The sequence below is a fragment of the Pseudomonas oryziphila genome, assembly GCF_003940825.1.
Taxonomy (GTDB): Bacteria; Pseudomonadota; Gammaproteobacteria; order Pseudomonadales; family Pseudomonadaceae; genus Aquipseudomonas; species Aquipseudomonas sichuanensis.
In genome coordinates, this window is the sequence record NZ_CP034338.1 from 6,018,126 (window position 1) to 6,042,116 (window position 23,991).

24 protein-coding genes and 1 pseudogene are annotated in these 23,991 nt (G+C 60.9%); 7 read left to right on the forward strand and 18 right to left on the reverse strand.

Annotation, left to right across the window (positions count from 1 at the left end; translation table 11 throughout):
- Nucleotides 1-80: 80 nt before the first annotated feature.
- The 3 genes from hcnC to hcnA are packed head-to-tail and all read right to left on the reverse strand — an operon-like array spanning nt 81 to nt 3,039.
- Entirely contained in the window at nt 81-1,331 is a 1,251-nt protein-coding gene (gene hcnC, locus EJA05_RS27955; RefSeq protein ID WP_125861200.1) for a cyanide-forming glycine dehydrogenase subunit HcnC, read from the reverse strand.
- A gap of 2 nt (nt 1,332-1,333) precedes the next feature.
- The gene (gene hcnB, locus EJA05_RS27960) at nt 1,334-2,728 is read right to left on the reverse strand and encodes a cyanide-forming glycine dehydrogenase subunit HcnB (RefSeq protein WP_125466120.1); all 1,395 of its coding nucleotides are present in this window, start codon (nt 2,726-2,728) and stop codon (nt 1,334-1,336) included.
- Complete coding sequence (hcnA, locus tag EJA05_RS27965) at nt 2,725-3,039, reverse strand: cyanide-forming glycine dehydrogenase subunit HcnA (RefSeq protein ID WP_125466121.1); 315 nt, start codon at nt 3,037-3,039, stop codon at nt 2,725-2,727. The genes hcnB and hcnA overlap by 4 nt, the downstream gene beginning before the upstream one ends.
- Before the next feature lie 427 nt (nt 3,040-3,466).
- On the opposite strand from hcnA, the gene EJA05_RS27970 reads away from it, so the two are divergent.
- Complete coding sequence (locus tag EJA05_RS27970; protein ID WP_190306025.1) at nt 3,467-4,435, forward strand: LysR family transcriptional regulator; 969 nt, start codon at nt 3,467-3,469, stop codon at nt 4,433-4,435.
- A 20-nt stretch (nt 4,436-4,455) separates the two neighbouring features.
- Here the strand turns inward: EJA05_RS27970 and EJA05_RS27975 are convergent, their stop codons facing one another.
- Nucleotides 4,456-4,917, reverse strand: coding sequence for a RidA family protein (locus tag EJA05_RS27975; protein ID WP_125861202.1), 462 nt, complete (start codon nt 4,915-4,917; stop codon nt 4,456-4,458).
- 258 nt (nt 4,918-5,175) lie between these two features.
- Here EJA05_RS27975 and EJA05_RS27980 point away from each other — a divergent pair, with 258 nt between their 5' ends.
- The 6 genes and pseudogenes from EJA05_RS27980 to EJA05_RS28005 all read left to right on the forward strand — a co-directional run bounded on the left by EJA05_RS27980 (nt 5,176) and on the right by EJA05_RS28005 (nt 10,437).
- On the forward strand, nt 5,176-5,862 hold the full coding sequence (locus EJA05_RS27980; protein WP_085717858.1) for a hydrolase: 687 nt from the start codon (nt 5,176-5,178) through the stop codon (nt 5,860-5,862).
- A gap of 173 nt (nt 5,863-6,035) precedes the next feature.
- A complete protein-coding gene (locus EJA05_RS27985) occupies nt 6,036-6,455 on the forward strand; it encodes an organic hydroperoxide resistance protein (protein WP_125861204.1) in 420 nt (139 codons plus the stop codon).
- Nucleotides 6,456-6,487: 32 nt separating this feature from the next.
- Nucleotides 6,488-7,501: an alpha/beta hydrolase gene (locus tag EJA05_RS27990; protein ID WP_125861206.1), complete on the forward strand. Its 1,014-nt coding sequence runs from the start codon at nt 6,488-6,490 to the stop codon at nt 7,499-7,501.
- Between the two features lie 13 nt (nt 7,502-7,514).
- Nucleotides 7,515-7,673, forward strand: a pseudogene (locus EJA05_RS27995) (hydrolase); the annotation flags it as partial.
- Between the two features lie 116 nt (nt 7,674-7,789).
- Nucleotides 7,790-8,356, forward strand: coding sequence for an antibiotic biosynthesis monooxygenase (locus EJA05_RS28000; RefSeq protein WP_125861207.1), 567 nt, complete (start codon nt 7,790-7,792; stop codon nt 8,354-8,356).
- A 239-nt stretch (nt 8,357-8,595) separates the two neighbouring features.
- Nucleotides 8,596-10,437: an amidohydrolase gene (locus EJA05_RS28005; protein ID WP_125861451.1), complete on the forward strand. Its 1,842-nt coding sequence runs from the start codon at nt 8,596-8,598 to the stop codon at nt 10,435-10,437.
- A gap of 211 nt (nt 10,438-10,648) precedes the next feature.
- Here the strand turns inward: EJA05_RS28005 and glmS are convergent, their stop codons facing one another.
- The 14 genes from glmS to EJA05_RS28075 all read right to left on the reverse strand — a co-directional run bounded on the left by glmS (nt 10,649) and on the right by EJA05_RS28075 (nt 23,980).
- Nucleotides 10,649-12,484 carry a glutamine--fructose-6-phosphate transaminase (isomerizing) gene (gene glmS, locus EJA05_RS28010; RefSeq protein WP_125466126.1) on the reverse strand — a complete coding sequence of 612 codons (1,836 nt, stop codon included), beginning with the start codon at nt 12,482-12,484 and terminating at the stop codon, nt 10,649-10,651.
- 12 nt (nt 12,485-12,496) lie between these two features.
- Nucleotides 12,497-13,264: a DeoR/GlpR family DNA-binding transcription regulator gene (locus EJA05_RS28015; protein WP_125861209.1), complete on the reverse strand. Its 768-nt coding sequence runs from the start codon at nt 13,262-13,264 to the stop codon at nt 12,497-12,499.
- Nucleotides 13,265-13,551: 287 nt separating this feature from the next.
- Nucleotides 13,552-14,919 (reverse strand): bifunctional UDP-N-acetylglucosamine diphosphorylase/glucosamine-1-phosphate N-acetyltransferase GlmU, encoded by a 1,368-nt coding sequence (glmU, locus tag EJA05_RS28020; protein WP_125466128.1) that lies wholly within the window; start codon nt 14,917-14,919, stop codon nt 13,552-13,554.
- 123 nt (nt 14,920-15,042) lie between these two features.
- Entirely contained in the window at nt 15,043-15,462 is a 420-nt protein-coding gene (locus EJA05_RS28025) for a F0F1 ATP synthase subunit epsilon (protein ID WP_054893003.1), read from the reverse strand.
- Between the two features lie 43 nt (nt 15,463-15,505).
- On the reverse strand, nt 15,506-16,882 hold the full coding sequence (atpD, locus tag EJA05_RS28030) for a F0F1 ATP synthase subunit beta (protein ID WP_016394322.1): 1,377 nt from the start codon (nt 16,880-16,882) through the stop codon (nt 15,506-15,508).
- A 27-nt stretch (nt 16,883-16,909) separates the two neighbouring features.
- Nucleotides 16,910-17,770 (reverse strand): F0F1 ATP synthase subunit gamma, encoded by an 861-nt coding sequence (gene atpG / locus EJA05_RS28035; protein ID WP_003253195.1) that lies wholly within the window; start codon nt 17,768-17,770, stop codon nt 16,910-16,912.
- Nucleotides 17,771-17,818: 48 nt separating this feature from the next.
- Nucleotides 17,819-19,363, reverse strand: coding sequence for a F0F1 ATP synthase subunit alpha (gene atpA, locus EJA05_RS28040; protein ID WP_110994047.1), 1,545 nt, complete (start codon nt 19,361-19,363; stop codon nt 17,819-17,821).
- Between the two features lie 21 nt (nt 19,364-19,384).
- On the reverse strand, nt 19,385-19,921 hold the full coding sequence (locus tag EJA05_RS28045) for a F0F1 ATP synthase subunit delta (RefSeq protein ID WP_110994048.1): 537 nt from the start codon (nt 19,919-19,921) through the stop codon (nt 19,385-19,387).
- A gap of 12 nt (nt 19,922-19,933) precedes the next feature.
- Nucleotides 19,934-20,404, reverse strand: a complete 471-nt coding sequence (locus tag EJA05_RS28050) for a F0F1 ATP synthase subunit B (RefSeq protein ID WP_125466129.1) — start codon at nt 20,402-20,404, stop codon at nt 19,934-19,936.
- Nucleotides 20,405-20,461: 57 nt separating this feature from the next.
- Nucleotides 20,462-20,719: a F0F1 ATP synthase subunit C gene (gene atpE, locus EJA05_RS28055; RefSeq protein WP_003097235.1), complete on the reverse strand. Its 258-nt coding sequence runs from the start codon at nt 20,717-20,719 to the stop codon at nt 20,462-20,464.
- A 144-nt stretch (nt 20,720-20,863) separates the two neighbouring features.
- On the reverse strand, nt 20,864-21,733 hold the full coding sequence (gene atpB, locus EJA05_RS28060) for a F0F1 ATP synthase subunit A (protein WP_125466130.1): 870 nt from the start codon (nt 21,731-21,733) through the stop codon (nt 20,864-20,866).
- A gap of 16 nt (nt 21,734-21,749) precedes the next feature.
- Nucleotides 21,750-22,157, reverse strand: a complete 408-nt coding sequence (locus tag EJA05_RS28065) for a F0F1 ATP synthase subunit I (RefSeq protein ID WP_110994051.1) — start codon at nt 22,155-22,157, stop codon at nt 21,750-21,752.
- A gap of 149 nt (nt 22,158-22,306) precedes the next feature.
- Entirely contained in the window at nt 22,307-23,179 is an 873-nt protein-coding gene (locus EJA05_RS28070; protein WP_125466131.1) for a ParB/RepB/Spo0J family partition protein, read from the reverse strand.
- A gap of 9 nt (nt 23,180-23,188) precedes the next feature.
- Nucleotides 23,189-23,980 carry a ParA family protein gene (locus EJA05_RS28075; protein ID WP_110994053.1) on the reverse strand — a complete coding sequence of 264 codons (792 nt, stop codon included), beginning with the start codon at nt 23,978-23,980 and terminating at the stop codon, nt 23,189-23,191.
- Between the last annotated feature and the right edge of the window lie 11 nt (nt 23,981-23,991).

Sequence of the window (23,991 nt, forward strand, 5' to 3'; positions counted from 1 at the left end):
GTTCGCGGGTAAACCCGCTCCCACAAGGATCGCTCAGCTGTTTGAATAGCGAGCAAGACAGATGCACTGACATTCGCCCATCAGCCGTGCGCCAGCTTCTCGTCCACACCCTCCCGGAACCGCGACGCCAGGAACGGCGTGATATCCAGCGGCAACGCCTCGTTGTGGACAACCTTGTCCAGCAGCACCCCGGTGATCGCCGACGTCAGGATCCCGGTGCGGAAGTGCCCACAGGCATTGAAGTACCCCTCGACATTATCCACAGGCCCGAGGATCGGCAGCTCATCCGGCGACCCCGGGCGTAGCCCGGCCCAGGTGCGCTTGAGGTTCACCTGCGCCAGCTCCGGCACGCAACGAATGGCTCCCTGCACCAGCCCACTGATCTCCGGGAAGGTGTTGCTGACATCGAAGCCTTTCTCTTCAGTGGTACTGCCGATCAGGATCTCGCCATTGTCCTTCTGCGCCATGTAGCAATCGCTGGTGGTGATGCAGCCATCGAGCAGCTTGGGCAGGCGCTCGGTCAGCACGATCTGGCCCTTTACCGGCTTGACCGGAATGCTCAGGCCCGTCGCCCACTCGCTCAGCTCGGCAGCCCAGGCACCCGCGGCGTTGATCAGTGTGTGGCAGTGGAACTCGCCGGCTTCGGCAGTGCGCACGCCCTTGATCCGCGAGCCTTCATGCAGCACCCCGGTGACATTCACGTTGGGGTACAGGTCGACACCGTTCTGCCGCGCCGCCTCCAGGAACGCGTCGCCCAGGCGGAACGGGCTGACCTGGTGATCGCAGAGGAACTCCAGCGCGCCATTGGCCTGCTGCGTCACCGCCGGCTCCGAGGCCCGTAGCGCGTCGCGGTCGAGCCAGCGCACCTGGTCGGCCAGGTGCGGGATCTGCTTGACGATGTGCTCGGCGTACAGCTGGTCCTCGTCATCCTGGATGATGTACTTGAGCCCGGTGCGCTCGAACTTGAAGTCCATACCATGGCGCTCGATCAGCTCGCGGTGCAGCTGTGGATAAATCGCGTTGGACTGCAGGGCGAAGTCGAAGAAACACGGCGGCAGGATATGCGGGGTGCTGGAGTCGACCACCACCGCCGCGCCATTGGCCTCGCGCTTGCTGCGCGAGGACATCATGCGAAAGAAGATCACCCCACAGCCCAGCCCCACCGATTCGCCGATGGCCCACAGACCACCCGCCGATGCGCGCGTGGCGTTGCCCGGGCGCTTGCTGTCGATCAGGGCGATTTTCAGATTGCTGCGTTTGGACAGCTGGTAGGCGCAGGACGCGCCGATCACGCCGCCGCCGGCGATGATGATGTCGTAGTGCTTGGCCATGCTCAGGCCTCCGTGCCGAGGTGTGCGAATGCGGAAAACGGGATCGGGTCCACCGGGAAGCGTGGGCGCAGCCAGCCAACATCCTGGCGCCCGGTGGCGCTGCGCAGGCGATCGCTGCAGTAACCGACGCACATGCGCCCCTGGCAGTCGCCCATGCTCACCCGGGTGCGCATCTTCAGGCTGGCCATGTCCTGCACGCCCTGTTCCAACGCCAGGTCGATCTGCTCGCGGGTGACGTGTTCGCAACGGCAGATCACCGTGTCGGCCTGGGGCAGTTCGACCTGCGCAGCCCCCCGTGCGGTGAAGCGTTCCACGCCCGCGCGGAAGCGCTTGATCGCGGCGAGCTTGCCCAGGTACAGCTCGCGCCGTTCGATGGCCTGTTCGGCATTGAGCTTGCCCATTTGCAGGAGCATCGACAGCGCAGCAATACGCCCGGTCAGCATCGCCGCCTCGCCGCCACGGATACCGGCCATGTCACCTGCCAGATGGGTGTTCGGGCGGCTGCTCTGCTGCCACACGTTGCACACCGCGCGCAGGTAGCCGTCTTCGCTGAAACCGTGTTCCAGGCCCAGTTGCTGGCTGAGCTGGGTGCGTGGGATGAAGCCGTAGCCCACCGCCAGCGTCTGCACCGTCTCGCGCTGGACGCGGGTCATGTCCGGCTTCCAGTCCTGGGTGTAGGGCGCGACGCTGACCTCGCGCAGCTCATCCTCGCCCGTGGCCCCTACCACGCCCCAACCGTAGTGCATGGGGATGCCGTTGAGCTTCATGTAGGCGAGCATGCTCAAGCCATCGAGGAACAGCTGCGGCTTGTTCATCAGCGCCAGGCTTTCCTTGGCGATGCGGTTGAACGCGCAGGCTTCATATACCCCGCTGACCTTGGCCCCGGCGGCATGCAGCTGGCACGCAACCAAGGGCAGCAACGGCCCGGTGCCGGCGATCAAGGTGCTGCCCAGCGGCTTGACCACGCCGCTCTTGATCTGCAGCTGCAGCCCGCCCAGCAGGATCACTCCCGGCAGGGTCCAGCCGGGGAACGGCACATTGCGCTCATGGCAGCCGGCGGCCAGCAGCAGGTGGGAATAGTCGATCTCGTGCAGTTGCTCGTCGCCATCGAGCACCATCAGGCGCTGGTCATCGCCGCCCACCACGCGGTGGTTGAGGCGTAGGTCGATATGGCTGGCGCTGGCGGCAAAGTCTTCGTGCAGGGTGTTGAGGGCCTTGGCGTAGCGAGGGCCTAGGTAACCGAGGTCGATGCCGGCACGCAACGGGCCGCGGTAAACCACCCCGCCAGGACGCGAGGCTTCATCGAACAGCAGGCTGTCGACGCCGTGGTCGGCCAGCTCGATGGCCGCCCCCATGCCAGCTGAGCCAGCACCGACGATCACTGGGCGAAGGCTCATGAGCGGGCCTCCCCGTGCATGCGGTTCACTTCGGTCTCGATCTGCATGCCCGGCTTGACCACCGTCTGGCACGCCCGGCGCTTGGGCCGCCCGTCAATCTGCACCAGGCAGCAGTGGCACACACCCATGCCGCAAAAGGCGCCGCTGAGCTGGTCGTGGTCATTGCGCGCCAGCTGGCGCAGGCCAATGGCATTGAGCACGCTGAGGACGGTCTCCCCCGCGCTGGCCACTGCCGGCAGGCCATTGACCAGCAGGGTCATTTCCGCGCCTTCCAATGGCTGGATATCGTGCTTTCGTTGCAACGTCTGCATTTCCTGTCGTCCTTGGTGACTGGTGGGTCGGGGGACGTTAGGGCAAACGCTGAGGGAAAACATTGATCCATGCCAGACGCATGATGTAGGAAAGTTCCGGGGCGACGGACGTGCGACGAACTTCACGTAAGTCGTGGGATTCGAGAACGTCGTTCAGGAATGCCTGCGACCTGGAGCAACCATATCCAGTGTCGCCATCAGCCACGGCATCAATACCAACGCCATCCGTAAATGGATCGTCCAGTGCTTCCCTGCTGGCCAATACGAGGGTTTTGCCGAAGGCCAGACAGGGGGGCTACTTTTTCAACAGAATCGACCCATAGCAGCCAGTCGGCATAATAGTTTTCAACCAATCGCCGGAACAATATGGCTACTCCACCCAACCCCTTCTCGTATCATCTGCGCCTCAGAATCTGGAACGAACTGTGTGAAATCACCAACTGAAAAAGCTCCGGCTGCCCCTGATGGGACGAAGTGGGACGTAGGCGAGGCTGTCAATCAGCTCTCGTGGGACGACTTGCGCATCATCAAGACGCTCAGTGATTGCGGCAATCGTTCGGCTACGGCCAAGAAGCTTGGCATCAATGTATCCACCGTTTCGCGCCGAGTTGCTCAAGTTGAGCGAACGCTCGGCATCGCGCTGTTCGATCACCGCAAATCAGGGTATCTGCTCACCGCCGAGGGTGCTGAATTGCGAGCACTCGCCGAGCGAGTGGAGCTGGATATCGTCAGCGTCACGCGGCGTGTTTCACGTTCAGGCCAAGGCCCCCTCGGGAAACTTCGCATTACCACCAGCGACTCGCTGCTGCTGTACTTCCTCACCCCCATCATCGCGGACTTCAAGGCCCTGAACGAGGGGATCACCATCGAGGTGCTGGTGGGCAATGAAACCCTCAGCCTCGCCCGGGATGAATCGGATATCGCCATTCGAGCGACGAGAAAACCTGCAGAAAGCCTGGTGGGCCGTAAACTGGCGAACATTGCCTGGGCACCCTACTGCAGCGCCAAGCAGATGACTGCCTTGCCCCTTTTCGAAGAGGGCCAGGCCTGGGTGTCATATTCCGCAGCGCTCTGCGGTTTGAAGGCGACAAGCTATGTCGAAAGCAGAGTCGCTGCTGAGCGCATAGCGTACCGCACCGATTCTGTTGCAGCCGCAAGCGCTGCAATCGCGGCGGGTCTGGGCTTTGGATTCCTTCCCTGCATGTTGGGCGACATCACCCCAGGGTTGGTACGCGCCGGCCCGGTGGTGCCGGAGCTTCAGGATGAGTTGTGGCTGCTGACTCACCAGGACATTCGAAAATCGTGGCGGGTCAAAGCCTTCATGACCTTCTGCGCCGCTGCCGTGGCCAGTCAAAAGCCCTTGGTCGAGGGGCAATTGATACTCCCGGTTCCCTAGATCAAAACCGGGAGTGCCGCTCAGATGTCTCGGGCGCCAATCACGGCCTTGCACACGATCTCGATCAGCTGCGGACGCTGGGCAAGTCTCGACACTCCAATGATATTGCTCGCGCACTGAGGCCGCTCAGTGCCAAAGGCCGCCTTGCGCACTTTGCCGACCACCGCGAACGCAGCGTCCATGTCCAGCACATAAAGCGTTTCCTCGACAACGTCCTGCAGAGTCGCGCCATACAAGGCGAGCAGCTTCGAAATGTTGTCGTAAGAGATCCGCATCTGCTCTCCCATCGAAGAGAAATCACTGGGCTTACCGTCGGCGTTCAGAGGCGCCGGGGCTACCAGATGACCTTCCTCATCATGGTTGAATTGACCTGATACATAGATCTCGTTTCCTACCCGCCGTGCCTGCGGATAGCCGTAAGCCTCCTCCCAGGAAACGCCCCAGTAGGCGGTCTGCTTGTTGAACGGTTGTGAAGCTGCCATTGCATTCTCCTGCACATGACGGACCGGCTTGATCCGAATGGGTGGGCGAATGCTAGCAGCGCGATCGCGTATTCCATGGCGCAAAAATGAGCCATCAGGAACGCAAAAGTGCGCCACCGACAGTCGCGTTGTTTCGTTATCGTTTGCTCGTCCTCAAGCAATGACGCTGAGGGGGCACTCGTGGCTACGGTAATGCCTGCAACGTGCGGGCCCCGAGACAGGTGCGATTGAACATCATCAAGCTGAAAGGAAACAAAAATGAACAATCCTAAAACTGAAGTCCTGACCCCGCTTAACAGCCAACTGATCTTCATCGATCAGCAGCCACAGATGGCCTTCGGCGTTCAGAGCATTGACCGGCAAACACTGAAAAACAACACCGTTGCCTTGGCCAAGGCCGCGAAGATTTTTAATGTCCCCACCACCTTCACCACGGTCGAGACAGAAAGCTTCTCAGGTCACACTTACCCCGAGCTGCTCGCTGTATTCCCGGACGCTCCGCTGCTGGAGCGCACCTCCATGAATTCCTGGGATGATCAGAAGGTGCGCGACGCACTCAAGAGAAATGGTCGCAACAAGATCATCGTCTCCGGTTTGTGGACCGAGGTATGCAACGCCACCTTCGCCCTGTCGGCAATGAACGATGCCGGCTATGAAATCTATATGGTTGCAGACGCCTCCGGCGGCACCACCAAAGAAGCCCACGATTACGCCATGCAGCGCATGATCCAAGCCGGCGTGGTACCGGTGACCTGGCAGCAGGTGCTGCTGGAATGGCAACGGGACTGGAAGAACCGCGACACCTACGACGCCGTAATGGAACTGGTAAAGGAACATTCCGGTGCATATGGCATGGGCGTCGACTACGCCTACACCATGGTGCACAAGGCACCTGAGCGCGTTCAGCATGGCCCCACCTTGGCGCCTGTCGCTGCATCTGTCTGAGCCATCGCCAGCCCCTGCCCTAGGGGCTGTTCACAGACTTGCGAAGGGTGCGCAGTCGACCGAACCGAGTCAACGAGCCTGGCCTGGAACCTCTGTGGATTTCCAATGCCCAGCGCTGCTCGAGTCAGGCGCTCGCATCCTGTTCCCGAAGACATTCAAAAGTAAGGAAAGCCATGAAAGTTCTCTACACCGCAGTCGCAACCGCAACCGGTGGTCGTGATGGCCGAGCCATCTCCAGCGACAAGAACCTCGACGTGAAACTGACCACTCCGAAGGAATTGGGCGGTGCCGGTGGTAATGCCACCAACCCTGAGCAACTGTTCGCCGCTGGTTACTCGGCCTGCTTCATCGGTGCACTGAAGTTCGTCGCCAGCCAGAGCAAACGCAGCATTCCAGCCGACGCCTCAATCACTGCGCGGGTCGGCATTGGCCAGATCCCAGGCGGCTTTGGCCTGGATATCGATCTGAACATCAACCTGCCAGGTCTGGAACAAGCCGATGCACAAGCGTTGGTGGAGGCGGCCCACCAAGTGTGCCCGTACTCCAACGCAACCCGTGGCAACGTCGATGTCCGTCTGCACGTCACCGTCTAACTTCCTGCCTCACCAGAAACAGGAGATATGAAATGAACGTTTTGACCAAAGCACTCGTTGGCTCGCTCCTTACCTTGTCGATCGGTAACGCATTCGCTGACTCTGGCGTCGAACACAACACCCAGGCATTCCTCGATGTACTGAACTCAGGCAGTGGTAAACCCATCGAGCAGCTTTCGCCGAAAGACGCCCGCGCGGTACTGACCGGCGCTCAGGCCGGAGTGAAACTGACACTGCCCGAGGCGGATGTCAGCGAGAAGACCATCACTGTCGACGGCCAGGACATCAGCTTGACCATCGTGCGTCCGGCGGGTGTGAAGGGGACCTTGCCTGTGTTCATGTACTTCCACGGCGGTGGCTGGGTGCTCGGCGACTTCCCGACCCATGAGCGCCTGGTCCGCGATCTGGTCGCCGGTTCCGGGGCGGTGGCGGTGTTCGTCAATTACACCCCGTCCCCTGAAGCGCACTACCCGACAGCAATCAACCAAGCCTACGCGGCAACCAAATGGGTGGCCGAGCACGGCAAGGAAATCAATGTCGACGGTAAGCGCCTGGCTGTAGCAGGCAACAGCGTCGGCGGCAACATGGCAGCCGTGGTCAGCCTGATGGCCAAGGATAAAGGTACCCCGGCCATCAAGTACCAGGTGCTGCTGTGGCCAGTGACCGACGCCAACTTCGAGACAGCTTCGTACAACCGGTACGCCGAGAGGCACTTCCTCACCAAGAACATGATGAAGTGGTTCTGGGACAACTACACCACCGACCCCAAGCAACGTGCCGAGATCTACGCCTCGCCGTTGCGCGCTACCACTGAGCAGTTGAAAGGCCTGCCGCCAGCGCTGGTCCAGACCGCGAGTGCCGATGTGCTGCGTGACGAAGGGGAAGCCTACGCTCGCAAACTGGACCAAGCCGGCGTGCCGGTCACTGCGCTGCGCTACAACGGCATGATCCATGACTACGGCTTGCTGAACGTGGTCAGCCAGGTTCCAGCAGTACGCTCTGCAATGCTGCAGGCTTCCGAAGAGCTGAAGGTTCATTTGAAGTGACCCCCACTCAAGACCGGAGATGTATGCCATGGAAGAAGAGTTCGACGTGTTCGTGGTCACCGATGTCTCCGGCACTTTCAACGCCATGACCTGTGACGCCGCCCATGACCGCATGAGCCAGGCCGGCGCACAACTGATGACCAGCTACAACGCCTTCAACGCCAACAAGTAAGCCGACCGCCCCGGGCACCGCCAGTCGGTACCCGCTATGGGCAGCATCTCCATCTCAATCTCTGCCCGTTCACTGTTGCACGGTGGATGCGGGCAAGCTCATCCCAAGGAACGTCGATGAACACCGCACTCCAGGCCAACCGCAACGTGGTCACTTTGGTTATCCAACACAAGGCTCGTGCTGACTCGCTGGCAAATTACGAGCAATGGCTCAAGCGCACGGTAAGCGCTGCGCGTCGCCAGCCTGGTCATTTAGATGCCAACGTTATCCGTCCCGACGATGGTGGCTTGCTTTACACCACCGTGGTCCGCTTCGCCGACTCCAGCCTGCTGCAGGCCTGGGTCAATTCAACGGAACGCCAAGCGCTGGTAGAGGAAGTTCTGCCGCTAATCGAAGGTGGCGACCATATCCAGGTACATGAGGACCCAGAGTTCTGGTTCACCCCGCCGAGCGTCAGCGCGCCGCAACCGCCGCGCTGGAAGCAAGCGCTGCTGACCTACCTCGTGATTTGCCCGATGACCATGATCATCCCGCAGCTACTGGCCCCGTTCTTTGCACGCCTTCCGCAGCTGGGCGGCGTAATCACTAGCAACCTGATCGTCAACGTGTTCGTCATCTTGCCCGTGGTGTTCTACATCATGCCTTGGGTAACTCGTCGCTGTGCAAACTGGCTGCGTGGCTGAGCAATAGTCAACCGCACATCCCTCCAATCCTCAGCCATATGGCAGCTGGCATGCTCTACGGTTACGCCTGTCGCCGCCGCACTCACACTGAGTTGAATATGTCCCTGGATCAAAACGACAAGACTCGTCGCCAGTTCCTCGCCACCAGCACCGTGCTCTGTGCCGCCGGCGCGGTCTGGTCTGCATTGCCCTTCACCGGCGCAGCCGGTTCCGCCCAAGCATCCATTCAAGGAGGTTCCATGACCGCCGATCTCATCCTGTTCAACGGCAAACTGCACACCGTCGACCGTGAAAACCCCACTGCCACCGCCGTCGCCATCAAGGACGGCAAGTTCATCGCGGTGGGCAACGATGCCCAGGCCATGGCCCACAAAGGCGCCGCCACGCAGATCATCGACCTCAAACAGCGCACGGTGATCCCAGGGCTCAATGACTCGCACCTGCACCTGATCCGCGGCGGCCTCAACTACAACCTCGAACTGCGCTGGGAAGGCGTGCCATCGGTGGCCGACGCCCTGCGCATGCTCAAGGACCAGGCGGCCCGCACGCCGACCCCGCAGTGGGTACGGGTGGTCGGCGGCTGGAACGAATTCCAGTTCGCCGAAAAGCGCATGCCCACCCTGGAAGAAATCAACCAGGCCGCCCCCGACACCCCGGTGTTCCTGCTGCACCTGTACGACCGTGCCCTGCTCAACCGCGCCGCGCTCAAGGCGGTGGGCTACAGCAAGGACACCCCCAACCCGCCGGGTGGCGAGATCCAGCGCGACAAGTTCGGCAACCCGACCGGCATGCTCATCGCCCGTCCCAACGCGATGATCCTCTACGCCACCCTGGCCAAGGGGCCGAAGCTGCCGCTGGAGTACCAGGTCAACTCGACCCGCCAGTTCATGCGTGAGCTCAACCGCCTGGGCCTTACCAGCGCCATCGATGCCGGCGGCGGCTACCAGAACTTCCCTGACGACTACTCGGTGATCCAGGAGCTGGCCGACAACAACCAGCTGACCGTGCGCATCGCCTACAACCTGTTCACCCAGAAGCCCAAGGAAGAGCTGGACGACTTCAAGAAGTGGACCGCCAGCGTCAAGCTGCACAGCGGCACCGACTTCCTGCGCCACAACGGTGCCGGCGAGATGCTGGTGTTCTCCGCCGCCGACTTCGAGGACTTCCTCGAACCGCGCCCGGACCTGCCGCAGACCATGGAAGAAGAGCTGGAGCCTGTGGTGCGCCACCTGGTGGAACAACGCTGGCCGTTCCGCCTGCACGCCACCTACAACGAATCGATCACGCGCATGCTCGACGTGTTCGAGAAGGTCAACCGCGACATCCCGTTCAATGGCCTGCCGTGGTTCTTCGATCACGCCGAGACCATCACCCCAGAGAACATCGAACGTGTGCGGGCGCTGGGCGGCGGCATCGCCATCCAGGACCGCATGGCCTTCCAGGGCGAGTATTTCGTCGAGCGCTACGGCGCCAAGGCGGCCGAGCAGACCCCGCCGATCCAGCGCATGCTCGACATGGGCGTGCCAGTGGGTGCCGGTACCGACGCCACCCGCGTGTCCAGCTACAACCCGTGGACCTCGCTGTACTGGCTGGTCAGCGCCAAGACCGTGGGCGGCATGGCGCTGTACCCCGAAGGCCTGAGCCGCGACACCGCGCTGCAGCTGTTCACCCAGGGCAGCGCCTGGTTCTCCAGCGAGCAGGGCAAGAAGGGCCAGATCAAGGTGGGCCAGCTGGCAGACCTGGCGGCGTTGTCGCTGGACTTCTTCAGCGTCGATGAAGAGGCCATCAAGGGCATCGAGTCGGTGCTGACGGTGGTCGATGGCAAGGTGGTGTACGGCGCTGCCGAGTTCGACAAGCTGGGCCCGCCACAGGTACCGGTGCTGCCCGAATGGTCTCCTGTGGCCAAGGTGCCGGGGCACTGGCGTGTGGGTACGCCGTCGCTGGCGGCCGCCGTGCACCAGTGTTCGGGGCCATGCGGGGTGCATGCGCACAGCCATGAACAGGCGCGCCACTCCAAGGTGCCGGTCAGCGACTTCCAGGGGTTCTGGGGGGCATTGGGTTGTTCGTGCTTTGCTTTCTAAGCTGATGTGATGATCGTGAGGCGAGCGATTCATCGGGTTGGATTTGGAGAGGCATGGACGAGCGCCGACACAGGTTTCAGTGAGCGCAACAGCTGAAAGGATGGGCGCAACGAAGAAGGGAGCCGGTTAAGGCTCCCTCCGTCAGCGACAGTTTTTATTGCGGTGCGACAGCTTTAATTCTCAGAACCAACTTGAGCGCAGAGCCTGTCTGTTACTCCACCGTCACCGACTTGGCCAGGTTGCGCGGCTGGTCGACGTCGGTGCCCTTGAGCACGGCAACGTAGTACGACAGCAGTTGCAGCGGGATGGTGTAGAGGATCGGTGCCAGGGCGTCAGCGATATGCGGCACCTTGATCACGTGGGTGCCCTCGCCGTTGCTCATGCCGGCGTTCTCGTCCGCGAACACCACCAGCTCGCCGCCACGGGCGCGCACTTCCTGCAGGTTGGACTTGAGCTTTTCCAGCAGCTCGTTGTTCGGCGCCACGGTGACCACCGGCATGTCGTTGTCGACCAGCGCCAAGGGGCCGTGCTTGAGCTCACCGGCCGGGTAGGCTTCGGCGTGGATATAGGAAATTTCCTTGAGCTTGAGCGCACCTTCCATGGCCACCGGGTACTGCGCGCCACGGCCAAGGAACAGGGTGTGGTGCTTGTCGGCGAACAGCTCGGCGATCTTCTCCACCACGCCGTCCATCGCCAGCGCTTCGCTCAGGCGGGCCGGCAGGCGGCGCAGTTCTTCAACCAGTTCGGCTTCGACGCCGGCCTGCAGCGTGCCGCGCACCTGGCCCAGGGCCAGGGTCAGCAACATCAGCGACACCAACTGGGTGGTGAAGGCCTTGGTGGAGGCGACGCCGATTTCCGGGCCGGCCAGGGTCAGCAGGGTCAGGTCGGATTCGCGCACCAGCGAGCTGATGCCCTTGTTGCAGATCGCCAGGCTGCCGAGGAAGCCCAGTTCCTTGGCATTGCGCAAGGCGGCCAGGGTATCGGCGGTTTCGCCGGACTGCGAGATGGAGACGAACAGGGTGTCCTGCTGCACCACCACCTTGCGGTAGCGGAACTCGCTGGCCACTTCCACCTGGCAGGGAATGCCGGCCAGCTCTTCGAGCCAGTAACGGGCGACCATGCCGGCGTGGTAGCTGGTACCACAGGCGACGATCTGCACGTTGCGCACCTTGGCGAACAACTCGGCGGCCTGCGGGCCGAAAGCCTGGACCATCACGTGGTCCTTGGCCAGACGGCCTTCGAGGGTGCGCTGCACCACGGTCGGTTGCTCGTGGATCTCCTTGAGCATGAAGTGGCGATAGTTGCCCTTCTCTGCGGCTTCGGCGCCTTCGTGGTACTGCACCGTCTCGCGCTGAACCGGCTGGCCGGCCTGGTCCCAGATCTGTACCTGGTCACGGCGGATCTCGGCGATGTCACCCTCTTCCAGGTACATGAAGCGGTCGGTGACCTGGCGCAGGGCCAACTGGTCGGACGCCAGGAAGTTCTCGCCATGGCCCAGGCCGATCACCAGCGGGCTGCCGCTGCGGGCAGCGACCAGGCGGTCCGGCTGGCTGGCGCTGATCACGGCCAGGCCATAGGCGCCATGCAGGCGCTTGACCGCGGCCTTGAGGGCATCGGTCAGGTCTGGAATGGTCTTGAGCAGGTGGTGGATCAGGTGAACGATCACCTCGGTGTCGGTTTGCGAGGTGAACACGTAACCCAGCTGCTTGAGCTCTTCGCGCAGGGCTTCGTGGTTTTCGATGATGCCGTTGTGCACCACGGCCACGTCATGGCCAGAGAAGTGCGGGTGGGCGTTGGCCTCGGTCGGTGCACCGTGGGTGGCCCAACGGGTGTGGGCGATACCCAGCTGCCCGGCCAGCGGTTCGGCGCTGACGGCGGCTTGCAGCTCGCTGACCTTGCCGATACGGCGGCGACGCTCGAGGCCGCCCTGCTGGCTGTAGACGGCCAGGCCGGCACTGTCATAGCCACGGTACTCGAGGCGCTTGAGGCCTTCGATGAGGATTGCTGTGATATTGCGCTCGGCAACGGCACCAACGATTCCACACATAAGTTGTTGCTCCTAGCTGATAGCGGCGCAGATCAGATTGATGCCGCGGGCTTGAATGCGGTCGCGTGCCTCGGCGGGCAGGCGATCATCGGTAATAAGGGTGTTGACGCTGCTCCAGGGCAGCTCCAGGTTGGGGATCTTGCGGCCAACCTTGTCCGACTCGACCATCACGATCACCTCGCGGGCCACCTCGGCCATGACCCGGCTCAGGCCGAGCAGTTCGTTGAAGGTGGTGGTGCCACGCTCCAGGTCGATGCCGTCGGCACCGATGAACAGCTGGTCGAAATCGTATGAGCGTAGAACCTGCTCGGCCACCTGGCCCTGGAACGACTCCGAATGCGGGTCCCAGGTGCCGCCGGTCATCAGCAGCACCGGCTCGTGTTCCTGCTCGCTGATGGCGCGGGCCACGTTGAGCGAGTTGGTCATCACCACCAGGCCAGGCTGGCGCCCGAGCTGGGGGATCATTGCCGCGGTGGTGCTGCCGCTATCGATGATGATGCGTGCGTGCTCACGGATGCGTTCGACTGCGGCCCGGGCAATGGCCTGCTTGTACTGCGACACCGGCTGTACCGTATCCGCCAGCAGTTCCTGGGGCATGGTCACGGCACCACCGTAACGACGCAACAGCAGGCCGTTGGCTTCCAGGGCAGCGAGGTCCTTGCGGATGGTCACTTCCGAGGTTTCGAAACGTTTGGCCAGGGCATCGACGCTCACCTCGCCCTGCTCGGAGAGCAAAGCCAGGATGTTGTGGCGACGCTGGGGGGTGTTTCGTTTCGACATGTCGGTTTTAAGTTTCGATTCGAAAGATAAGTGGTGCAATCAAAACCTAAGATGGACGATTCGTCAAGTTTATCTCTGCTTTGGCACGGTCTCTGTAGGAGCGGCCTTGTGCCGCGAAGGGACGCGTAGCGGCCCCAGGGATTTCGAGGCAAGTCAGAAATTGCCGGGGCTGCTGTGCAGCCAATCGCGACACAAGGCCGCTCCTTCAGGGGCCCGCAATACGGCACCCAATAAAAAGCCGGCTTATTCACATAAGCCGGCTTTCGATCGAAACCGCTGTGGATAACTCAGCTCTTCTTGATCTTCTCCGGCCGTTTCCAGCCTTCGATGTTGCGCTGGCGCGCACGTGCCACACCCAACTGCCCGGCCTCAACCGTCTGGGTGATGGTCGAGCCCGCCGCAGTAGTGGCCCCAGCCTGGATTTCCACAGGCGCGACCAGTGAGTTGTTGGAGCCGATGAACACGTCCTCGCCCATCACAGTGCGGAACTTGTTGGCACCGTCGTAGTTGCAGGTGATGGTGCCCGCACCGATGTTGGTACGCGCGCCGATCTCGGCATCGCCCAGGTAAGTCAGATGGCCAGCCTTGGCACCTTCGCCGAGGTGGGCGTTCTTCAGCTCGACGAAGTTACCCACATGGGCCTTGGCCTCCAGCACGCTGCCCGGGCGCAGGCGAGCGAACGGGCCGGCATCGCTGCCTTCGCCCATCACGGCACCGTCAAGATGGCTGTTGGCCTTGATCACCACGCCCTTGCGCAGGGTGCTGTCCTTGATCACGCAGTTGGGGCCGATCTGCACGTTGTCTTCGATGACCACCTTGCCCTCGAGGATGACGTTGATATCGATCAGCACATCGCGCCCGACGCTGACCTCACCACGCACGTCGAAACGTGCCGGGTCACGCAGGGTGACGCCCTGAGCCATCAGGCGGTGACCAGCGCGCAGTTGATAGTGACGCTCAAGCTCCGCCAGCTGGCGGCGGTCGTTGGCACCCTGCACTTCCATCGGGTCGTGGGGCTGCTCGGTGGCGACCACCAGGCCATCGGCCACAGCCATGGCGATGACGTCGGTAAGGTAGTACTCGCCCTGGGCGTTGTTGTTGGACAGACGGCCCATCCAGTCGGCCAGGCGAGCCGCTGGCATGGCGAGGATACCGGTGTTGCCCTCTTTGATCGCCTTCTGCGCTTCGCTGGCATCCTTATGCTCGACGATTGCGGTGACCGCGCCTTGCTCGTTACGCACAATGCGGCCATAGCCGGTCGGGTCGGCGAGGTTGACCGTCAGCAGGCCCAGCTGGCTGGCGCTGACCTTGGCCAGCAGGCGCTGCAGGGTTTCCACCTCGATCAGCGGCACATCGCCATACAGCACCAGTACGGTATCGGCGGTGACTGCCGGCAGGGCCTGGGCGACAGCGTGGCCAGTGCCCAGCTGCTGATCCTGCATGACGAAGTTCAGGTCGTCCGCGGCCAAACGTTCACGCACAAGCTCGGCACCGTGGCCAATGACCACGTGGATGCCCGTGGGCTGCAGTTGGCGAGCGCTGTGGATAACATGGCCAAGCATGGAGTTGCCGGCTACCGGGTGCAGCACCTTCGGCAGTGCCGAGCGCATGCGGGTGCCTTGGCCTGCGGCGAGAATGACGATATCGAGGGACATTGACTGGCTACCAATCCTGGGCGGTCAGGGAAATGACCGGGGACTAAATTCTTGAAAAAGAAAAAGGGTAGCCGAGGCTACCCTTTAACTCAATCGCAGCGGAAGTGACCGGCAAAAGCCAGGTTACTTGCCTTTGCGCAATTGCTGGACAGTACGCAGCTGAGCTGCAGCCTCGGCCAGACGTGCGGCAGCAGCGCCGTAGTCGAAGTCCGAGCCTTTAGTGTTCAGCGCGTTCTCAGCAGCCTTGAGGGCTTCCTGAGCCTGAGCTTCGTCCAGGTCGGCAGCGCGCTGCACGGTGTCGGCAAGAACCTTGACCATGTTCGGCTGCACTTCGAGGAAGCCACCGGAGATGTAGAACACCTCTTGAGTGCCACCCTGCTTGGTCAGCGTGATCGGACCAGGCTTGAGATTGGTGATCAGCGGCGCGTGGCCCGGAGCGATACCAAGATCACCCAGGTTACCGTGCGCAACTACCATCTCGACCAGGCCGGAGAAGATCTCTCCTTCCGCGCTGACGATGTCGCAATGGACTGTCATAGCCATCTGCTTGCCTCAACCTGATAGCGCCCCTTGCGGGGCGCATGAATTACAGTTTCTTGGCTTTCTCGATCGCTTCGTCGATGCTGCCGACCATGTAGAACGCTTGTTCTGGCAGGTGGTCGTAGTCACCTTTGAGGATGCCGCTGAAGCCAGCGATGGTGTCCTTGAGCGAAACGTACTTGCCTGGCGAGCCGGTGAAGACTTCGGCCACGAAGAACGGCTGCGACAGGAAGCGCTGGATCTTACGAGCGCGGGCTACCAGTTGCTTGTCGGCCTCGGACAGTTCGTCCATACCCAGGATGGCGATGATGTCTTTCAGCTCTTTGTAGCGCTGCAGAACATACTGAACGCCACGAGCGGTGTCGTAGTGCTCGTTGCCGATCACGTTCGGGTCCAGCTGACGCGAAGTCGAGTCCAGTGGGTCGACCGCTGGGTAGATACCCAGGGAGGCGATGTCACGGGACAGAACGACGGTGGCGTCCAAGTGGGCGAAGGTGGTCGCTGGCGACGGGTCGGTCAAGTCGTCCGCAGGTACGTATACGGCCTGAACGGAGGTGATCGAACCTTCCTTGGTGGAGGTGATGCGCTCTTGCAGAACGCCCATCTCTTCAGCCAGGGTCGGCTGGTAACCTACTGCCGAAGGCATACGGCCCAGCAGTGCGGATACTTCGGTACCGGCCAGGGTGTAACGATAGATGTTGTCGACGAACAGCAGAACGTCGTTACCTTCGTCACGGAACTTCTCAGCCATGGTCAGGCCGGTCAGCGCTACGCGCAGACGGTTTCCTGGTGGCTCGTTCATCTGACCGTAGACCAAGGCTACTTTGTCGAGAACGTTGGAGTCCTTCATCTCGTGGTAGAAGTCGTTACCCTCACGAGTACGCTCACCCACACCAGCGAACACGGAGTAACCGCTGTGTTCCATGGCGATGTTACGGATCAGTTCCATCATGTTTACGGTCTTGCCGACACCGGCACCACCGAACAGACCAACCTTACCACCCTTGGCGAACGGGCAAACCAGGTCGATAACCTTGATGCCGGTTTCCAGCAGGTCGTTGCCGCCTGCCTGGTCAGCGAACGAAGGCGCTGGCTGGTGGATACCGCGACGCTCTTCTTCGCCGATCGGGCCGGCTTCGTCGATTGGGTTGCCCAGAACGTCCATGATACGGCCCAGAGTGGCCTTACCAACTGGAACGGAAATGGCAGCGCCGGTATCGACGACATCCAGACCGCGCTTCAGGCCTTCGGTCGAGCCCATCGCAATGGTACGAACCACGCCGTCGCCCAGCTGCTGCTGAACTTCCAGGGTGGTTTCCGCGCCTTGTACTTTCAGCGCGTTGTAAACACTCGGCACGACGTCACGTGGGAATTCCACGTCGATGACGGCGCCGATGATTTGAACGATACGTCCGCTACTCATAGCTGGATCCTCTGAATTTTTGAACCGTTAAACCGCGGCAGCGCCGCCGACGATTTCCGAGATCTCCTGGGTGATCGCAGCCTGACGCGCCTTGTTGTAGATCAACTGCAGCTCTTTGATCAAATCACCGGCGTTGTCTGTGGCGTTCTTCATGGCGATCATCCGGGCCGCTTGTTCAGCAGCGTTGTTCTCGACCACCGCCTGGTATACCTGCGACTCCACGTAACGCACCATCAAGCCGTCCAGCAGCTCTTTTGCGTCGGGTTCGTACAGGTAATCCCAGTGATGCTTGAGATCCTGATCCGGGGTTGCCACCAACGGTACCAATTGCTCGACCGTCGGTTTTTGGGTCATGGTGTTGATGAACTTGTTCGAAACCACCGAAAGGCGATCGATACGACCGTCCAGGTAGGCGTCCAGCATCACTTTGACGGAGCCGATCAGATCGTTGATCGATGGCTCTTCGCCCAGGTGGCTGATCGCTGCTACGACGTTGCCGCCAAAGATGCGGAAGAAAGTCGCACCCTTGCTGCCGATCACGCACAGGTCGATTTCCACGCCCTGTTCGCGGTTTGCGCTCATGTCCTTGACCAGGGCCTTGAACAGGTTGGTGTTCAAGCCACCGCACAGACCACGGTCACTGCTCACCACGATATAACCGGCGCGCTTTACAGGGCGCTCGATCATGAACGGGTGGCGGTATTCCGGGTTGGCGTTGGCCAGATGACCGATCACCTGGCGGATACGCTCCGCGTAAGGACGGCTAGCAGCCATGCGCATTTGTGCCTTGCGCATCTTGCTTACCGCCACTTTCTCCATGGCGCTGGTAATTTTTTGCGTGCTTTTGATGCTCGCAATCTTACTGCGAATCTCTTTTGCGCCTGCCATGTATCACCTATCAGGTTAGCAAGCGGGGGCCGGAGCCCCCGCTGCGGCTTACCAGGTCTGGGTGGCCTTGAACTTCTCGATACCGGCTTTCATGCCAGCGTCGATTTCGTCGTTGAAGTCACCCTTCACGTTGATCTTGGCCATCAGTTCGGCGTGATCACGGTTGAAGAAGGCGATCAGCGCTTGCTCGAAGCTGCCGACCTTGGAGACTTCTACGTCAGTCAGGAAACCACGCTCAGCGGCGTACAGCGACAGGGCCATGTCGGCGATCGACATTGGCGCGTACTGCTTCTGCTTCATCAGCTCGGTTACGCGCTGACCATGCTCCAGCTGCTTGCGGGTCGCTTCGTCCAGATCGGAAGCGAACTGGGCGAATGCAGCCAGTTCACGGTACTGAGCCAGAGCGGTACGGATACCACCGGACAGTTTCTTGATGATCTTGGTCTGAGCGGCACCACCTACGCGGGATACCGAAACACCGGCGTTCACTGCAGGGCGGATGCCCGAGTTGAACATGGCCGATTCCAGGAAGATCTGACCGTCGGTGATCGAGATCACGTTGGTCGGAACGAACGCGGAAACGTCGCCAGCCTGGGTTTCGATGATCGGCAGAGCGGTCAGGGAACCGGTTTTGCCGGTGACTGCGCCGTTGGTGAACTTCTCTACGTACTCTTCCGAAACGCGCGATGCACGCTCCAGCAGACGGGAGTGGAGATAGAACACGTCGCCTGGGTACGCTTCACGTCCTGGTGGACGGCGCAGCAGCAGGGAGATCTGACGGTAGGCAACGGCCTGCTTGGACAGGTCATCGTAAACGATCAGGGCATCTTCACCGCGGTCACGGAAGAACTCGCCCATGGTGCAGCCGGCGTATGGCGCCAGGAACTGCAGTGCGGCGGATTCCGAAGCACTGGCAACGACCACGATGGTGTTGGCCAGGGCGCCGGCTTCTTCCAGCTTGCGAACGATGTTGGCAACGGTGGAACGCTTTTGGCCGACTGCAACATAAACGCAGAAAATACCGGAATCTTTCTGGTTGATGATGGCGTCGATGGCCATGGCGGTCTTGCCGATCTGGCGGTCACCGATGATCAGCTCGCGCTGGCCACGGCCGACAGGGATCATGGCGTCGACGGACTTGTAGCCAGTCTGTACAGGCTGGTCTACCGACTTACGCCAGATCACGCCTGGTGCCACTTTCTCGACTGCGTCGGTCTGGGTGTTGCCCAGAGGACCTTTACCGTCGATCGGGTTGCCCAGTGCGTCAACGACGCGACCCAGCAGTTCCTTACCAACCGGAACTTCCAGGATGCGGCCGGTGCACTTGGCGCTCATGCCTTCGGCGAGGGTGTCATAGGCACCCAGGATCACTGCACCTACGGAGTCTTGCTCCAGGTTCAGGGCCATACCGAAGACGCTGCCCGGGAACTCGATCATTTCGCCGTACATTACGTCGGCCAGACCGTGGATCCGCACGATACCGTCGGAAACCGAAACGACGGTACCTTCGTTACGGGCTTGGGAGCCGACATCGAGTTTCTCGATGCGACCCTTGATGATTTCACTAATTTCGGAAGGATTGAGTTGCTGCATTGCTCTGCTGCCCCTTCAAACTCAAGATTTCAATGCTTCGGCCAGTTTCGCGATTTTGCCGCGAACCGAGCCATCGATTACCAGGTCGCCGGCGCGGATAACGACGCCGCCGATCAGGCTGGCATCCTCCGTCGCGTGCAGGCGCACTTCCCGGCTGAGCCGTGCACTGAGAACCTTGGCGAGTTTGTCTTGCTGTTCTTGGTTCAACGCAAAAGCACTGGTGACTTCCACGTCCACGGATTTCTCTTGCTCGGCCTTGTACAGGTCGAACAGAGCGGCAATCTCCGGCAGAAGCAGGAGACGGTCGTTTTCCGCGGCAACATGAATGAAATTCTGTGCCTGAGTGTCGAACTTGTCACCGCATACTTCGATGAATGCGGCGGCCTTGTTTGCGCTAGTCAGTTGCGGGGCCTTGAGCAGGCGCTGCATGGTGTCGTCTTGCGACACCGCAGCAGCCAGGCCGAGCATGGCTGACCAATTGGCCAGTTGCTGATGGGCCTGGGCGTGCTCGAAGGCAGCCTTAGCGTAAGGTCGGGCCAACGTGGTCAGTTCTGCCATGATCGCCCTCGCTTAAATTTCAGCGGCCAGTTTGTTAACCAGCTCCGCATGCGCGTTTTGATCGATTGTGGCGCCAAGGATCTTTTCAGCACCGCCAACAGCCAGGGCACCCACTTGGGCACGCAGGGCGTCTTTGACGCTGTTCAGTTCCTGTTCGATCTCGGCTAGAGCCTGGGCCTTCACACGGTCAGCTTCGACGCGAGCCTGTTCACGGGCCTCGTCTACAAGCTGAGCAGCGCGCTTCTTGCTTTGCTCAATGATTTCGGCTGCCTGTGCCTTCGCTTCACGCAGTTGCTGACCCGCTTTCTCTTGGGCCAGCTCCAGGTCGCGAGCTGCGCGGTTGGCAGCGTCCAAGCCGTCGGCGATCTTCTTTTGACGCTCTTGCAGGGCAGTGATGACCGGAGGCCATACGTACTTCATGCAGAAAGCTACGAAAATGAAGAAAGCAACGGTTTGGCCAATCAGGGTTGCATTAATGTTCACGCCAACACCTCGCTCGGTCTTTGTCCATCACAGCAATCAACTCGTAAAAACGAGTGATTAGCCGGCGATCTGACCAACGAAGGGATTCGCGAAGGTGAAGAACAGAGCGATACCAACACCGATCATGGTTACGGCGTCGAGCAGACCGGCAACGATGAACATTTTAACCTGCAGCATTGGAACCATTTCTGGCTGGCGAGCAGCGCCTTCCAGGAATTTGCCGCCCAGCAGGCCGAAACCAATGGCGGTACCCAGAGCACCCAGGCCGATCAGCAGAGCAACAGCGATAGCGGTCAGACCAACTACAGTTTCCATCTTTCCTCCCGACTTTTACGTCGTATTGGTTAGGTTTTTAGTTTGAAGCGGTAAAACAAATCGTTTGGTACAGCATGCCCTTGCGGACTTTTTAAGCCCTCCCCCCAAACGGGCGGGGAAGGCTATCAGACACGCCAGGCGGTCTTAATGGTTATCTTCGTGCGCCATCGACAGGTAGACGATGGTCAGCATCATGAAGATGAAGGCTTGCAGGGTGATGATCAGGATGTGGAACACCGCCCACGCCCATTGCAGCACCACACCCAGGCCGGACAGCCACAGCAGGCCGGAACCGAACATCACCGCGATCAGGATGAACACCAGTTCGCCGGCATACATGTTGCCGAACAGACGCAGTGCCAGCGAGATCGGCTTGGCGATCAGGGTGACGAATTCGAGCAGGAAGTTCACCGGGATCAGCAGGATCTTGACGAAGATGTTCTTGCTGCCGAACGGGTGCAGGGTCAGCTCGCCGATGAAGCCGCCGAGGCCCTTGACCTTGATGCTGTAGAAGATGATCAGGGCGAACACGCTGAAGGCCATGGCCAGGGTCGCATTCGGGTCAGTGGTCGGCACGGCGCGGAAGAAGATGTGCTCGTTGCCCGACAGCTTCTGTGCGGCAAATGGCAACCAGTCGACCGGTACCAGGTCGATGGCGTTCATCAGGAACACCCAGACGAAGATGGTCAGCGCCAGCGGGGCGATCACCGCGCTGCGGCCGTGGAAGGAGTCCTTCACGCTGCCGTGGACGAAGTCCACCAGAACTTCGACGAAGTTCTGCAGGGCGCCAGGCTGGCCGGAAGTCGCCTTCTTGGCGGCCATGCGGAAGATGATCAGGAAGATCAGACCCATCGCAACGGACCAGCCCAGGGTGTCCAGGTGGAACGCCCAGAAGCCCATTGCCTTGGCTTCTGCAGCCGAATGGGCCAAGCCCCAGCTGCCGTCTGGTAGTTGACCGTAGGTCAGGTTCTGCAAGTGGTGCTGGATATAACCCGAAGCGGTTTCTTCTGCCATGGTTGCCTCAAACGCCCTAAGGTCTCGAAAGTCTTTTATTCATCAGCAGGGGCGCGAACCAGCTGACCATAAGGGTCAGCACGAAGACGCCGAATACTGCCAACGGCGCCAATGGCTTCACTCCTGCGAAGGTCAGTGCGAACAGCACTGCCGTCAAAATCATCTTGCCTGCCTCGCCAGCGTAAAACGACTTGACGATGGCCTGCGCCGCTCGGGCTCCGCTGAAGCGAAAAGCCTTCCAGGCGAAATACATATTGGGCAGCCAGGCAATCAGTCCCCCGCAGAGGCCTGAATATCCACTGACTCCCCCTTTCCACTGCCACAACACCAATGTTGCCAGCAGCAGTACAACAAATTGAGCCAGCAGTACCGGAAAAACCGCCCAGCGATGGAAAGGCAGGCGGTTTGGCGTGCGGATTTCCATCACAACTGCTCCTCGGAAGTCGACTACCTGGTCAGCAATGACTTGGCATAATTTGTGCCGACAAAATGCGCGCAGAGTATAGGGGCGGATTAACCCCTATTCAACTATTGGGTAGTGATTTCCGACTGCACGCTACAACGGGAATTGTTTCAGCGGATGTGAGCAAGCACACCTTGCAACTCGTCAAGCGAGTTGTAACGGATGACCAACTGGCCCTTGCCCTTGTTGCCATGGCGGATTTGCACCGCCGAGCCCAGGCGCTCTGCCAGACGCTGTTCGAGGCGGGCGATATCCGGATCAGGTTTGCTCGGTTCGACCGGATCAGGTTTGCCGTTGAGCCACTGGCGCACCAGTGCCTCAGTTTGGCGCACGGTAAGGCCACGTGCGACAACATGACGCGCCCCTTCTTCCTGTCGAGCTTCGTCCAGGCCGAGCAAGGCACGGGCATGGCCCATCTCCAGGTCGCCGTGGGCGAGCATGGTCTTGATCGCCTCGGGCAGCGAGATCAGGCGCAGCAAGTTGGCCACGGTCACCCGCGACTTGCCGACGGCATCGGCCACCTGCTGCTGGGTGAGTTCGAACTCGTGCTGCAGGCGCTGCAGGGCAATCGCCTCCTCCAGCGGGTTGAGGTCTTCACGCTGGATGTTCTCGATCAGCGCCATGGCGATGGCGGCTTCGTCGGGCACCTCGCGGACCATGGCCGGGATGCTGTCCAGGCCGGCCTGCTGGGTGGCGCGCCAGCGGCGCTCACCGGCGATGATCTCGTAACGGTTGTCGCCGATCGGGCGGACCACGATCGGTTGCATGACGCCGTGGTTGCGGATCGAGTGCGCCAGTTCTTCCAGCGCCTCGGGGTCCATGTCACGGCGAGGCTGGTACTTGCCGCGCTGGATCAGCTCGACCGGCAGATGTTGCAGTTCTTTCTGGTCGATCTTGACAGCCTGCTCTTCGAGCGCGCTGACGGAAGGACCACTGAGCAGTGCATCCAACCCACGTCCGAGACCTCGTTTCTTGATGGCCATGCGGATTCCTTAAGTTGTTTGTGCAGTGCGTGATGGACGGCGCTGACGGCGAACCAGTTCCCCGGCAAGCGCAAGATAGGCGAGCGCGCCACGGGATTGCTTGTCGTAAGCCAGCGCCGGCATGCCGAAGCTCGGCGCCTCGGCCAGGCGGATGTTGCGGGGGATCACCGTGTCGTACAGCTGGTCGCCGAAGTGTTCCTTGAGCTGCGCCGAAACATCGTTGTTCAGGCTCAGGCGCGGGTCGTACATGGTCCGCAGCAGGCCTTCGATCTTCAGCGCCGGGTTCAACCGTGCGGCGATGCGCTTGATGTTATCCACAAGGTCGCTGAGACCTTCCAGTGCGTAGTACTCGCACTGCATGGGGATGATCACGCCATCGGAGGCAACCAGGGCATTGAGGGTCAGCATCGACAGCGACGGCGGGCAGTCGATGAGGATGTAGTCGTAGCTCTCGCGGATCGGCGCCAGGGCGTTGCGCAGACGGCTTTCCTTCATCTGCATCTCGAGCAGTACCACCTCGGCGGCGGTCAGGTCGCGGTTGGCCGGCAGCAGTTGGTAACCACCGTGCTCGGAGTAGTGCATGGCCTGGGTCAGGTCGCACTCCCCGATCAGCAGGTCGTACACCGAATGTTCGAGCTCGTGTTTATCCACACCGCTGCCCATGGTGGCGTTGCCCTGCGGATCGAGGTCGATCAGCAGCACGCGGCGCTTGGTCGCGGCCAGCGATGCGGCGAGATTGATACAGGTGGTGGTCTTGCCCACACCACCTTTCTGGTTCGCGATTGCGAATACCTTAGCCATTGTTGCGTGTG